The 13038-nt window shown below is 73.9% G+C and carries 15 protein-coding genes; 11 read left to right on the top strand and 4 right to left on the bottom strand.

Translation table 11 applies throughout. The features are described 5' to 3' along the window. The 7 genes from ACFP3V_RS10025 (at position 1) to ACFP3V_RS09995 (ending at position 7213) form a co-directional block, all read left to right on the top strand. Positions 1-786, top strand: coding sequence for an IclR family transcriptional regulator (locus ACFP3V_RS10025; RefSeq protein ID WP_380582101.1), 786 nt, complete (start codon positions 1-3; stop codon positions 784-786). A 96-nt stretch (positions 787-882) separates the two neighbouring features. Then, the gene (locus tag ACFP3V_RS10020) at positions 883-1920 is read left to right on the top strand and encodes an aromatic ring-hydroxylating dioxygenase subunit alpha (RefSeq protein WP_380582099.1); all 1038 of its coding nucleotides are present in this window, start codon (positions 883-885) and stop codon (positions 1918-1920) included. Beyond that, the gene (locus ACFP3V_RS10015) at positions 1917-2123 is read left to right on the top strand and encodes a hypothetical protein (protein WP_380582097.1); all 207 of its coding nucleotides are present in this window, start codon (positions 1917-1919) and stop codon (positions 2121-2123) included. The genes ACFP3V_RS10020 and ACFP3V_RS10015 overlap by 4 nt, the downstream gene beginning before the upstream one ends. After that, positions 2120-3037, top strand: a complete 918-nt coding sequence (locus tag ACFP3V_RS10010; protein ID WP_380582095.1) for a PDR/VanB family oxidoreductase — start codon at positions 2120-2122, stop codon at positions 3035-3037. Before ACFP3V_RS10015 ends, ACFP3V_RS10010 begins: the two co-directional genes overlap by 4 nt. 77 nt (positions 3038-3114) lie before the next feature. Beyond that, on the top strand, positions 3115-3957 hold the full coding sequence (locus ACFP3V_RS10005) for a PaaX family transcriptional regulator (protein ID WP_380582093.1): 843 nt from the start codon (positions 3115-3117) through the stop codon (positions 3955-3957). Positions 3958-4243: 286 nt separating this feature from the next. Further along, on the top strand, positions 4244-5605 hold the full coding sequence (locus ACFP3V_RS10000; protein WP_380582091.1) for an alpha/beta hydrolase: 1362 nt from the start codon (positions 4244-4246) through the stop codon (positions 5603-5605). Positions 5606-5662: 57 nt separating this feature from the next. Continuing rightward, complete coding sequence (locus tag ACFP3V_RS09995; protein WP_380582089.1) at positions 5663-7213, top strand: MFS transporter; 1551 nt, start codon at positions 5663-5665, stop codon at positions 7211-7213. 119 nt (positions 7214-7332) lie between these two features. Here ACFP3V_RS09995 and ACFP3V_RS09990 read toward each other — a convergent pair whose 3' ends face one another. Beyond that, a complete protein-coding gene (locus ACFP3V_RS09990) occupies positions 7333-7554 on the bottom strand; it encodes a Rossmann-fold NAD(P)-binding domain-containing protein (RefSeq protein WP_380582087.1) in 222 nt (73 codons plus the stop codon). Between the two features lie 11 nt (positions 7555-7565). Then, positions 7566-7790 (bottom strand): SDR family oxidoreductase, encoded by a 225-nt coding sequence (locus ACFP3V_RS09985; RefSeq protein WP_380582085.1) that lies wholly within the window; start codon positions 7788-7790, stop codon positions 7566-7568. A 21-nt stretch (positions 7791-7811) separates the two neighbouring features. Here ACFP3V_RS09985 and ACFP3V_RS09980 point away from each other — a divergent pair, with 21 nt between their 5' ends. Both ACFP3V_RS09980 and ACFP3V_RS09975 read left to right on the top strand, forming a co-directional pair. Beyond that, on the top strand, positions 7812-8057 hold the full coding sequence (locus ACFP3V_RS09980) for a sigma-70 family RNA polymerase sigma factor family protein (protein ID WP_380582083.1): 246 nt from the start codon (positions 7812-7814) through the stop codon (positions 8055-8057). Further along, positions 8054-8200: a hypothetical protein gene (locus tag ACFP3V_RS09975; protein WP_380582081.1), complete on the top strand. Its 147-nt coding sequence runs from the start codon at positions 8054-8056 to the stop codon at positions 8198-8200. Before ACFP3V_RS09980 ends, ACFP3V_RS09975 begins: the two co-directional genes overlap by 4 nt. A gap of 241 nt (positions 8201-8441) precedes the next feature. On the opposite strand, the gene ACFP3V_RS09970 is transcribed toward ACFP3V_RS09975, so the two are convergent. Together ACFP3V_RS09970 and ACFP3V_RS09965 are read right to left on the bottom strand one after the other, a co-directional pair. Beyond that, on the bottom strand, positions 8442-9683 hold the full coding sequence (locus tag ACFP3V_RS09970) for an MFS transporter (protein ID WP_380582079.1): 1242 nt from the start codon (positions 9681-9683) through the stop codon (positions 8442-8444). 219 nt (positions 9684-9902) lie between these two features. Beyond that, positions 9903-10808 (bottom strand): LysR family transcriptional regulator, encoded by a 906-nt coding sequence (locus ACFP3V_RS09965; protein ID WP_380582077.1) that lies wholly within the window; start codon positions 10806-10808, stop codon positions 9903-9905. 127 nt (positions 10809-10935) lie between these two features. Here ACFP3V_RS09965 and ACFP3V_RS09960 point away from each other — a divergent pair, with 127 nt between their 5' ends. Together ACFP3V_RS09960 and ACFP3V_RS09955 are read left to right on the top strand one after the other, a co-directional pair. Continuing rightward, entirely contained in the window at positions 10936-11925 is a 990-nt protein-coding gene (locus ACFP3V_RS09960; protein ID WP_380582076.1) for a fumarylacetoacetate hydrolase family protein, read from the top strand. Further along, a complete protein-coding gene (locus ACFP3V_RS09955; protein WP_380582074.1) occupies positions 11922-12908 on the top strand; it encodes a cyclase family protein in 987 nt (328 codons plus the stop codon). Before ACFP3V_RS09960 ends, ACFP3V_RS09955 begins: the two co-directional genes overlap by 4 nt. The last annotated feature ends 130 nt before the right edge of the window (positions 12909-13038 follow it).

Raw genomic sequence — 13038 nt, 5'->3', positions numbered from 1 at the left:
GTGCCCGGCCCGGCCCGCTCCGCCGCCGACCGCCTGCTCGACGTGCTGGCCGCCTTCGCGCACGAGCACCCGGCGCTGACGCTCACTCAACTCGCCCGCCGTGCCGACCTCCCGCTGCCCACCGCGCACCGGCTGGTGGCCGCCCTCACCGAGTGGGGCGCCCTGGAACGCGACGACTCCGGCCGGTACCACATCGGCCTCCGACTGTGGGAGGTCGCCGCGCTCGCGCCCCGTGGTGTCGCCCTGCGCGAGATCGCGCTGCCGTTCCTGGAGGACCTCTACGAGGCCACCCACGAGAACGTCCACCTCGCCGTCCGCGACGGCCTCCAGGTGGTCTACCTCGAACGCCTCTCCGGCCGCTCCGCAGTCGGCGTGCACTCCCGGGTCGGGGCGCGCTGGCCGCTGCACGCCACCGGCGTCGGCCTGGTCCTGCTCGCACACGGCGGGTCCGAGCTCCAGGAGCGCTACTGCGCCGGGGAGTTGGCCTCCTTCACCCCCTACACGGTCACCGATCCGGCGCGGCTGCGCCGCATGCTGGCCGAGGTGCGGCGCAGCGGCTGCGCCGTGAGCGACCGTCAGATCACCGACGACGCCCTCTCCGTCGCCGCGCCGGTGCGCGGCGCGCGGGGCGACGTGGTCGCCGCCGTGTCCGTGGTCGTGCCCGTCGCGGCGGCGCGGACCCCCGCGCTGGTCCCCGCCGTCCGGCTGGCCGCGCGCGGCATCTCCCGCAGCCTGGGCTGGCAGCCGGCCCCGGGACCGGCGGGGCGCCCGGAGGCTTCCGCCTGACGGAAGTCCCGTTGTGGGCCACGGCGCCCGGTCGCGACGCTGTCCTGCAGCGCGGAGCACCGGCGCTCCGCCCCGAGGACAGGACGGGACCCTGCCATGACCGCACCCTCGCCCCAACCCCAGTCGCCCCAGGCGCAGTTCGCCCGCGACCAGTGGTACGTGGCCGCCTGGTCCGCCGAGGTCGGCCGGGACCTGCTGGGCCGCACGATCCTCGGCGAGCCCCTGGCCCTCTACCGCACCGAGGACGGCCGGGCCGTGGCACTGGCCGACCGCTGCGTGCACCGTCGCTTCCCCCTCTCCGCCAGCCGCCTCGACGGCGACCGCGTGGTCTGCGGCTACCACGGCTTCACCTACGACACCACCGGCGCCTGCGTCTCGGTGCCGGGCCAGCAGCGCATCCCGCGGACCGCGCGGGTGGCCGCCTACCCCGTCGTCGAGCAGGACTCCTTCGTCTGGGTGTGGATCGGCGACCCCGACCGCGCCGACCCGGCCGCCGTCCCGCGCGCACCTCACCTGGTCGAGCCGGGCTGGGTCACCGTCAGCGGCATGGAGCCGATCGACGCCGACTACGGGCTGCTGGTCGACAACCTGATGGACCTCTCCCACGAGACCTATCTGCACGGCGGCTACATCGGCACCCCCGAGGTCGCGGAGACCCCGATCACCACCGAGGTCGACGAGGACGCAAGCATCGTCCGGGTCTCCCGCCACATGCCCGACGCCGAGTGCCCGCCCTTCTACGCCCGCTCCACCGGCATCGAGGGACGCATCCGGCGACTGCAGGACATCGAGTACCACGCGCCGTGCCTCTACCTGCTGCACAGCCGGATCAGCCCGACCGGATCGGACACTCCCGTCTTCCGCACCGAGATCACCTACGCGATCACCCCGTCCGGCCCCGGCACCGTCTACGACTTCTGGGCCGTCTCCCGGGACTTCGCCCTGGACGACCAGGAAGTCACGGACTTCCTGCGGGAGTTCAACCACACCGTGGTGATGCAGGACGTGGACGCGCTCAACCTGCTCCAGCGCTGCCTGGACACCGAGCCCACCGGCTACCAGGAGCTGAGCATCAACATCGACACCGGCGGCCTGGCCGCCCGCCGGATCCTGGCCAAGCTGGCCGCCCGATGAGCGCGGTCCTGCGCGTCCACTGGCTCCCGGGCACCGACCGCCTTCTCGGCCGCTGCCACTGCGGCGCGGAGGCTGCGGCCGAGGACCCGGTCGAACTGTGGGCATGGCTGCTCGCCCACCCGGACCACCCGCACCCGCCGCGGACGTCGGCACCTGCCGTGCCCGCCGTGCCACCCGCACCCGAAGAGGACCCCGCGCCGTGAACGACCTGCTCGACCTCGTGGTCGCCGACCGCCGCCAGGAGGCGGTCGGCGTCGTCTCCATGACCCTGCGTCACCCCGACGGCCGTCCGCTGCCGCCGTGGACCCCGGGAGCCCATGTCGACCTGGTGCTGGACGACTCACTGGAACGCCAGTACTCGCTGTGCGGCTCACCCGGGGACCCGGACTGGCGGATCGCCGTCCTGCTGGAGCCCGGCGGCCGGGGCGGTTCCGCCCGCGTGCACGCCGACCTCCACCCGGGCACGCCGGTCCGCGCGCGCGGGCCGCGCAACCACTTCCCGCTGGAACCCGCGCCGGCCTACCGCTTCGTCGCCGGCGGCATCGGCATCACCCCGATCCTGCCGATGCTCGACGCGGCAGGCGGCTCCCCCTGGTCCCTGCTCTACGGCGGGCGAGCACGCGAGACCATGGCCTTCACCGCCGAACTGACGGCCCGTCACCCGGCGGACCGGGTGCGGCTGCACGAGGGGCACCTCGACCTCGCGGCGCACCTGGCCGGCCTCGCGCCGGGCGAACTCGTCTACGCCTGCGGGCCGGCCTCGTTGCTGGCCGCAGTCGAGGCCCTGGTCCCGGCCGAGGCGCTGCGCACCGAGCGGTTCTCCCCGGTGGCCGCCGACACCTGGGGTGACGTGCCCTTCGAGATCGAACTCGCCTCCAGCGGACGGGTGCTGACCGTGCCCGCGGACCGGTCCATCCTGGCCACTCTGCAGGCGGCGGGCGTGGACGTGCTCTACTCCTGCACCGAGGGCACCTGCGGGACCTGCGAGACGGACCTGCTGGCGGGCGAGGCCGACCACCGCGACAGCGTGCTCACGCCGCAGGAGCGGGCGGCGCAGGAGACGCTGATGGTGTGTGTCTCGCGTTCGTGCGGCGGGCGGTTGACCCTGGGGCTGTGAGTGCCGCGAGCTTGATTGGGCAAAACTTTTACAGCCGATGAACATGCGACCGGCATCGGCCCCGCTACCCTGAGCAGGTGATCGCCACCACGCCCGCCGAGACCGATGCCGCGCCCGAGCCGCGCACGCAGTCGCTGATGCTGTCCTTCTTCGGCATCTACCTGCTGGACCGGCCGCTCGCGGTGGCCACCGGCAGCGTGATCGCCGCGCTGGGCCGCACCGGCAGCTCGGAGGAGGCGGTCAGGTCCACCCTCAACCGCATGGTCAAACGGGGCCTGCTGGTCCGTCAGCGGCAGGGGCGGAAGACCTACTTCGGGCTCACCCCGCGCGCCAACGAGGTGCTGGCCGACGGCCGCGACCGGGTCTGGCGGACGGGCGCGGTGAACCGCGACTGGGACGGCTGGTGGACGCTGGTCGGCTTCTCGCTGCCCGAGGCGTGGAGCAGCGAGCGCCACGACCTGCGCTCGCGGCTGGTCTGGGCGGGTTTCGGCCCCCTGCAGAACGGGCTGTGGGCCGCCCCCGCCCAGGTCGACGTCAAGGCGGCTGTGGCGGGCCTGAACCTGGAGCCGTACCTGCGGGTGTTCCGCGCGGAGGTGACGGCGCCGACGGAGGTCCGGGAGATCCTGGAGCAGGCCTTCGACGTGCCCGGCATCGCGGCCCGCTACCGCGCGTTCCTGGACCGCTGGGACCGCACCGAGCCGTTGCCCGCGACCGTGGCCGGCGACCAGCTGGCGGGCCAACTGCTGCTGCACACGGACTGGTTGGAGCTGGTGCGGCAGGACCCCCACCTGCCCGCCGAACACCTGCCGGCCGACTGGCCGGCCGCCCGCGCCGAGTCCGTCTTCCGCGGTTTGGCGCGCCGCTGGGACCGCGCCGCGGCGTCCGCGGCGGCGGCCCTTCTGGACACCTGCCCCGCTTAGCCGACGCCGCCGGCGCCGGCCAGGCATCTCCTGGGGCGCGAGGTTCCCCCACCCTTCGGGCGGGAGGTGCCCCCACCTCGACCAGCCCACCACCCGGGGAGGTCCGACCCGCAGACGGGGACGGACCTCCGCGGGTGGTGGGCTGGTCGCGCACTTCCTCGCACCCCCGCGGGGCCCCCGAGGCGAATCTCGTGCAACTCATTGACTCCCGTCAGGGAACCGCCATACATTCGCGGCACGCTTACGGCACGCTCCCCACCCACTGACTCTCTCTCGCGGAGCCTCCATGCCCTTCTCGCGTTCCTCCGTTCTGGCCGCCGCCTCCGGCGCGGCCGCCGCCGCTCTCGTCGTGGCTCCCGCCTGCACCGGGGCGGCCCAAGCCGCGAACGCGGTGAGCCACTCCACCGGCACCCTCGCCGACGGCGCCACCTGGATCGCCGACACCCCCGCGGACTGGAACGGCACGCTGCTGCTCTTCAGCCACGGCTTCGGTCCCACCAGCGCCGCCGACGCCCCCTCCGCCGCCGCGCAGAGCGCGCTCCTCGCCGAGGGCTACGCCCTCGCCGGCTCCTCCTACGACCCGCACGGGTCCATGTGGGCGCTCACTTCCGCCGAGCGGGACCAGTTCGCGACCCTGGACGCCTTCCGCAGCCAGATCGGCCGGCCCAGCCGCGTGATCTCCGTCGGGCAGTCCATGGGCGGTCTGATCAACGCCCAGATCGCCCGCGACGGAGCCGGGCGGGTGGACGCCGCGCTCGGTCTCTGCGGGCTCGTCGCCGGGGGCGTCGACCTCGACAACTACCAGCTGGACGCCGAGTACACGCTCGCCACCTTCTTCGACCCGGCCGACGCCGACAAGCTCGTCTCCCTCCCCAGCGCAGCCGACGGAGCCGCCCTCGCTGACCGGCTGACCCAGACGGTCACCACAGCCCAGCAGACGCCCGCCGGGCGCGCCCGCATCGCGCTCGCCGCCGACTACCTCAACCTCAGCGACTGGGCACCGGGCCAAGTCCCGCCCGCCACCGACGACTTCGCAGGACAGGAGGTCCAGCAGTACGACTGGATCGCCAACGGCCTGCTCTCCTTCATCGTCCCGGCCCGGTGGTCCGTCGAGCAGTCCGCCGGGGGCAACACCTCCTGGAACAAGGGCGTCGACTACGCCGCCCTGCTGCGCAAGTCGGCCCACGCCCCGCAGGTCGAGGCGCTGTACCGGACGGCGGGGCTGAACCTGTCGGCCGACCTCGGCCGGCTGACCCGGGGCGCACGGATCACCGCCGACCCGGCCGCCGTCGCCCGGTTGCGGCTCAGCTCGACGGCGGGCCAGGGCCTCTCGGTGCCGCTGCTCGACCTGCACACCACCTCCGACCAACTGGTGCCCGTGGAACAGGAGTCGGCCTTCGCCGGCCGCGTCCGCCGGGCCGGGGACCAGGCGCTGCTGCGCCAGGCCTATGTCGCCCGTCAGGGGCACTGCAACTTCACCACCGCCGAGGTCGTGGCCGGGGTGCACGCCGTCGAGCAGCGGCTCGACTCCGGCCACTGGGGCGACGCGGCCGACCCGGCCACCCTCCAGCGCAGTGCCGAGCAACTCGGCCTCGACGGCGCCGCCTTCGTCCCCTACCGCCCCGCCCGCCTCTCGGGCGTCCGCTGACCGCCGCGCTCCCCCGCGCTGCCACACCCACCCGCTCGCTCCGACAGGAGACCCGCCGTGTCCGCCACCGTCGACACCTCCTCCAGAACCACCGCCACCGGCCCGGGACTGACCACCGGCACCCTCGTCGCCGGACTGCTCGCCGTCTGCCTGGCCCAGATCGGACTGGCCATCCCGGCCACGCTCAACGGCCTGTTCCAGACCGACCTGCATCCCGTCGGCTCCCAACTCACCTGGATCTCCGACGCGTTCCTGCTCCCGGTCGCCGTGCTGGAGCTGACCTTCGGCCTGCTGGGCGACCTGTTCGGCCGCAAGCGGCTGCTCGTCGGCGGCGCGGCGCTGCTGGCCGTCGGCGAACTGGTGAGTACCACGGCCTCGGGCATCCACCAGCTGTGGGTCGGCCAGGCCCTGGCCGGTCTGGGCGCCGCTGCGCTCTTCCCCACCTCGCTGGCGATCCTCGCCGCCGGGACCACCTCCCCCACGCAGCGGGCGCGGGTCATCGCGGCCTGGGCGGCGCTGCTGTCCACCGGCGGTTTCGTGGCTCCGCTGCTGGGCGGGATCACGGCCACCTACGGCTCGTGGCGCTGGTCGTTCATCGTGGTCACCGTGATCGCCGCGGCGAGCGCCGTCGTCAGCGCCCTGTTCGCGGTCAACTCCCGCGCTCCGGAGGGGCGTTCCCTCGACCCGGCCGGTCAGGTCACGATCGGTCTCGGCCTGTTCGCCCTGCTCTACGCGATCATCCAGGGCCCGACCGACGGCTGGGGCTCGGCCTCGATCGTCACCGCTTTCGTGCTCGCCGCCGTGTTCCTCGCCGCGTTCGTGCTGGCGGAGCTGCGGGCCAAGTCCCCGCTGCTGCGGCTGGACCTGTTCCGCAACCGGTCCTTCGCGGTCGCCTCGGCCGTGGCCGTGGTCGGCATGTTCGCCTTCCTCGGCACCGCCTACGCCGTCAGCATCCGGCTCGGCCCGGTGCAGGACCAGCCGCCGATGCGCACCGGCCTGGCGTTCCTGCTGCTGAACGGCATCGCACTGGCCATGCTGCCGGTGACGGAGCGTCTGCTGCGGGCGGTGGCGCCCCGGTTGCTGCTGGGCGCGGGCCTGGTGCTGATCGCGGCGGGCGACTACTGGGCGGCGACGCTGCCCATCACCGACCGGGCGTTCACCTCGCTGGTGCTGCCGCTGGGTCTGGTCGGCCTCGGCTTCGCCGTCACCGTCTCGTCCATCACCGCGACCGCCGTCAACACCGTCCCCTTGCACCTGGCCGGCATGGCCAGCGCGACGACCAATCTGCTCCGCGACTTCGGCTTCACCCTCGGCCCGGCCGTCATCGGCGCGGTCGCGCTCAGCCGTGCGGGGGACCGCTTCTCCGCCTCCCTGCACGCCTCGTCCGTGCCGGACGCCCTCAAGGGCGCGGGCTCGGCGATCCTCCAGGAGGGGGGCCCGCTCGCGGTCAACGGCGCCTCGGCGGCCTCGCCCAAGCTGGCCGACCTGCACCCGCTGGCCCTGGACGCCCTCGGCCACGGCTACGCACTGGGCTTCGTCGTCTGCGGCTCGGCGGCCCTGTTCTCGGCGCTGCTGTCGCTGCTGGCCCTGCGCGGGCGCGGCGACTGAGGACCGGCGGTGCCTGGGCGGCGTCCACTGACGGCCGTCCAGGCACCGCCGTTCGGTGCGTCACCGTCACCGTCACCGGAGCAGCGTCCCGCAAGGACGTGCTCCCGGCTGACAGCCCGTCAGTCGGCGATCAGCCCGCCGGTGAGATTGGCGATGGGCCCGGTGACGGCCGCGGCCCGGTCGGAGGCGGCGAAGACGGCCACCTCAGCGATCTCGACCACGGTGGGCAGCCGCTTGCGCAGGGTCTGGTGCGCGACCCCCGCCTCGAAGTCGCGGCGGCTGATGCCGTGGGCCCGGGCGTGGAGCTCGTAGACCTCCGTCAGCTGGGGAGTCTCCGGCATCCCGGCGGCGTTCAGCACACGACCCGGACTCCGCCGGGACTCAGCTCGGCGGCCAGCCCCCGGGAGAGCGCCTCGATCGCCGCCCACGCCGGAGCCATGCCGCCCATGAGCGGCACCGCCGTCCGCGACGGGCTCGCGGTGATCGTCACGATCACGCCGGATCCCTGCCCGCTCATCCGCCGCCCGGCGGCCGTGGCGGTCAGGAAGTTGGCCCGGGTGTACGTCGACAGCGGCAACGCGAAGGCATCGGCGGACAGTTGCAGGAGTTCACCGTCCGCTTCGTGGCCGCCTTCACCAGCGGCGACGTCTCGCGTCCGGTCGGCCTGATGACCGACGACGCCTGGGTGCGGATGCCCCCGCTGCCCTTCGAGTACCACGGCACCGAGGCGGTCACCCGCTTCTTCCTGGCGGGCGAGGCACACCCGCGCTGCCCGGTCACCCTGATGCTGCCGGTCCGCGCCAACGGCCAACCGGCCTGGGGCTGTACGCCCGCGACCCGGTGACCGGCGTGCTGCACGGCGCGGGCATCCTCGTGGCCGCGTGCTGCGCCGAGGGCGTCAGCGAGCTGACCCACTTCGAGGCGGGGCTCGCCCCGCACTTCGGCCTGCCCCGCACGGCGCCCCAAGTGCGCCTGGAGCGTGGGTAGTCGACCCGATCGATCGACTGGGCCCAGCACCCGCTCCCTGGGATGCCGGGGGTACCCCCGGAGGAGGTCCGGGGGGAGGAACTGCGCGACCGGCCCACCGCCCGGGAAGGTCGTGCTGAAATCAGGGGTCTGACCTCCCTCAGTGGCGGGCCGGTCGAGGTGGGTGATCCTCCCGCCCGAAGCGTGGCTGATCCTCCCGCCGAAGGGTGGGGGATCCTCGCGCCCGCGAAGGGGGGCGAGGTCAGGCGGCTGCGCTCCCCACAGCCCGCCTGCGGGACAGGAGCAGCCCCAGCGCGACGCAGGCCACCGCCGCCGCGAGGACCCCGACGGCCGCCGCGAGGGTGCCGACCGCGGCCTCCAGGGCGAGCAGGAGCAGGGGGCAGGCGAACTCCCCGCCGAAGAAGGCCGCGGTCCACAGGCCCGTGCCCCGTCCCCGGTCCGCGTAGTCCAGCCGGGACATGGCCCGGGTGAGCAGGGAGGGCAGCAGCAGGCCGGTGCCCACGCAGTTGACGACCGCTCCGGCCACCAGCAGGACCGGCCCGCTCGCGAGGCACATGACCGCGAAGCCGGCCGCGCACAAGGTGAACACCAGCGGCAGGTACGGCTCACCGCCGTTCCGCAGACGGGTGAAGAGGACGGCCCCGGCGACCGTGGCGGCACTGGCGAGCGCGGTGGCCAGCCCGATCACGCCGGTGGTCTTCACTCCCAAGTCGTCGAGGAGATAGGGAAGTTCGACGGGAACGCTGTAGAAGACCATCGCCCCGAACACGGTCAGCGCACACGTCGTCGCCAGCGGCCGGAACGGGAACGGACGCCGCTCCCGGGCCACCGCCGCCGAGGCCGTCGCCGAGCCGTCCCCCGCCGGGCGCGGCAGGAAGGCCGCCATCGCCGGGGCGAGGAGGAGGCTGACGGCGTAGATCCAGAAGGGCGCCCGCCAGCCGGCGGAGCCCGCCGCACCGCCGACGACGAAGAAGGCGGTCGCCGAGGCGGACGCGCACATCGTCTGCAGGGCAAGGTACTTCTCCCGCTGCCGGCCTGAGTAGTAGTCACCGATCAAGGTGGTGCAGCAGGTCATGATGGCCGCCTCGGCGATGCCGACCAGCACCCGGCTGACCAGGATCGCGGCCAGCGACTCCAGCCACAGGGGCGCGGTGCCGAGGACGCCGTAGGCGAGCGTCGCGGCGACCAGCAGCCGCTTGCGGCCGAGGCGGTCCACGACCAGGCCGGCGACGGGCGCGAGGATCGCGAGCGCCAGCGCGGGGACGGTCAGCACCAGCGGGACCAGGGCATTGGCGCCGGGGACGTGGGCGTAGTGGTCCTGGATCCGCGGCAGCACCGGGCTGATCAGCACGGCCCCGAGGATCGGGAGGCAGCTTCCGGCCATCAGCAGCCACAGCCGCAGCAGGTGCGCGGGGCGGGAATCGGAGCCGACGGGTACGGCGGTGGGGTCGGAGAGCGGCGGTGAGGGCAGCGGGGTGGGCACGGGTCCTCCACGGCAGGCAGGGGGAGCGCATGCGACCGGCCGCGCCGAGCGGGCGGGTGGCGTGCGGCGGGAACGGGGGCCCTGCGCCGGGCCGTTCGGCTGACGAAGCGGCGGCGTGGGGCGTGGGCGTGGGGACGACTATGGGGTCCGGCCTCCGCGCACGCCTAGCCCGCAGGTCATCGATATTCCGTATCCCGCTGATCCAGCCGGTGGATCGCCTCAGCGCGCCATGGCCGCGCCGACCCGGGCGGCGGTCTCGCGCAGCCAGATGTGGCCGGCGTCGTGCGTGTGCACGGGATGCCACCACAGCGCCTCCCGCACCGGGACCGCCTCGAACGGGCACTCCAGCACGCGCACCCCGGCCGAGTCGCCGAGCCGTTCGGCGAGCAGTCCCTGCACCACCGCGATCCGCCGGGTGCCGACCACCAGCGCGGGCAGCAGCTGGAAGCTGCCGACGGAGACCTCGACCCGGGGCTCGATGCCGAGCATGCTGAGCTGCCGCGCCACCGGGGCGTCGTAGGTGCGCTGGTAGACGACCCAGGGCAGCGTGCCGAGCTGATCCAGCGTCAGTTCCGCGCCGATCTCCGGGTTCTCCGCCGCCGCGACGACCGTCCAGCGGTCCTGGTACAGCTCGACTGCGGGCAGGTCGCTGATCACGCCGTGCGGCATCAGCAGTCCGTCCACCCCGCTGAGCGCCGCCGCCGGGTCCTCGGTCACGGTGGCGGGCGTCGGCCGGAAGGTGAGCCGGACGCCCGGGGCCTCCTCGTGGCACAGCCGGGCCAGCTCGACGCCGAAGACGGCGATCGCGTAGTCGGAGGCGAACAGGGTGAACTCCCGCTCGTCGTGCGCCGGGTCGAACTCGGCCTGGCTCGCGAAGACCCGTTCCAGCAACTCGCAGGCGACGACCGTGCGGTCGAGAAGCGCAGCTCCGAGGGGGGTGAGCTCGTAGCTGTTGCCGGACCGCGTGAGCAGCTCGTCGTCGAAGTGCCGGCGCAGCCGCGCGAGGGCGGCGCTCATCGCGGGCTGGCTCAGGCCGACCCGCCGCCCCGCGCGGGTGACGTTGCGCTCCTCGAGCAGCGCCCGGAGGGCGACGACGAGGTTCAGGTCCAGGGTGGCCAGGTTCATGCGGCCCATTGTGGTCCGGTCACGCCCTCTCGTCATCCATCACTTGGATGATCCGCATCACAACAATCGATTTCCCAAATCGGATGCCGCAGTCCACATTGGTCGCAACGCATCTGGAGGTAACGCCGTGGCAACACCACCGCAACGTCAAGTCCCCTTCGCCCTGGTCCGGTTGGCCGCCGACGCCGGAGCGCCGTTCCCCGGCCTCGTCGTCGGCGACCACGTGCTGGACCTCCGCGCCGCGCTGCCCGGCGAGGCGGACACCGTCGCGGGGCTGCTGGAGCACTGGGACGCGTCCCTGCCCCGGCTGCGCGCCCTCGCCGGCGACCCGGCCCAGCCCTGGCAGGCGCTGGACGGGCTGCGGGTGCTGGCTCCGGTCGAACCGCGGCAGATCTTCCAGTCCGGCGCGAACTACCGCCAGCACGTGATCGACCTCGAGGTCGCCCACCGGCCGAAGGACGACCCCCGCCCGGTCGAGCAGGCCCGCGCCGAGGCCGCCGCCCTCATGGACCGGCGCGCGGCAGAGGACCTCCCCTACGTCTTCGTCGGCCTGCCGTCCTCGGTCACCGGCCCCTACGACGACGTCGTCCTGCCCGCCTGGGCCGAGAAGCCGGACTGGGAGCTGGAGTTGGCGGTCGTCATCGGCCGCCGGGCGCACCGGGTGAGCGAGGCCGCGGCCCTGGACCACGTCGCCGGCTACACCATCGCCAACGACCTCACCGACCGCGCCACCGTCTTCCGCCGGGACATGCCCGCCATCGGCACCGACTGGCTCCGCTCCAAGAACGCTCCCGGCTTCACCCCGCTCGGCCCCTGGCTGGTGCCCGCCGAGTTCGTCGACGATCCCGGGAAGCTGCAGGTCACGCTGAAGCTCAACGGCGACACCATGCAGGACGAGTCCACCGCCGACATGCTGTTCGGGGTCGCCCGGCTCATCTCCTACATCTCCGAGTCCGCCGAACTCCTGCCCGGCGACCTGGTGTTGACCGGATCGCCGGCCGGAAACGGCATGCACTGGGGCCGGCTGCTGCGCGACGGCGACGTGATGGAGGGGACCATCACCGGCCTGGGTACCCAGCGCACCCGCTGCGTCGCCGAAGCGGCGGCGACGTCATGACCGCCCTGGACCGGACGGACCCGGAGGCGGAGATCGCCAAAGCCGCCCAGGCGTACTCCAACTGGGGCCGCTGGGGCGCGGACGACGTGCTCGGCACCGTCAACTTCCTCACCGCCGACAAGCGCGTCGAGGCCGCCCGGCTGGTCCGACGCGGCGTCAGCTTCTCGCTCTCGCAGCGTTTCGACACCGACGGCCCGCAGAAGGGCTGGCGCCGCCGCACGAACCCGGTGCACACCATGACCGACACCGGCACCGACGCCGCGCTCGGCAACCAGGGCTTCCCGCACGGGATCGGCGGCGCGGACGACGTGATCGCCATGCCGCTGCAGTGCTCCACCCAGTGGGACGGCCTGGGCCACATCTTCGACCGCGGCCTGGCCTGGAACGGCCGGGCCGCCGAGAAGACCGTGACCTCGGACGGCGACCTGGTGACCGGCATCGAGCACCTGGCCCCGCACATCACCGGCCGCGGCGTCCTGCTGGACGTCGGCCGCGTCTTCGGAGATCCCGGTCTCGGCGACGGGCACGGCGAGCTGCCGGACGGCTTCGCCATCACCGAGGAGCACCTGACCGCCACCGCCGCCGCCCACGGCGTCACCGTCGGGCGCGGCGACCTGGTCGTGGTCCGCACCGGCCAGTACGCCCGCACCCGCCGCGAGGGCTGGGGCGACTACGCCGGCGGCGACGCGCCCGGCCTGTCGTTCACCACCGCGGGCTGGCTGCACCGCAGCGAGATCGCCGCGATCGCCACCGACACCTGGGGCTTCGAGGTGCGGCCCAACGAGTTCGACGTCCCGGCCTTCCAGCCGCTGCACCAGGTGGTCATCCCGAACATCGGCCTGCTCGTCGGCGAGATGTGGAACCCGGAGGAACTGGCCGCCGACTGCGCTGCCGACGGCGTGTACGAGTTCCTGCTCACCGCCGCGCCGCTGCCGATCACCGGGGCCGTGGGCTCGCCCGTCAACCCGATCGCCGTCAAGTAGCCACCGCCGCAGGCCGCTTGACGCCACCGACCGGCCGGGCGGGCCTGCCACGGACAGCGCCTGCCGCCCGCCCGGCCACCCTTCCCTCCCCCGTCCCAGCGCCGCTCGACGCCGCGCGGCCCACCCCGCA

Origin of the sequence: Streptacidiphilus monticola (genome assembly GCF_042658505.1) — a bacterium.
Taxonomy (GTDB): domain Bacteria; phylum Actinomycetota; class Actinomycetes; order Streptomycetales; family Streptomycetaceae; genus Streptacidiphilus; species Streptacidiphilus monticola.
Note: the sequence above shows the minus strand (reverse complement) of the source record. Positions and strands in the feature narration are given on the sequence as shown.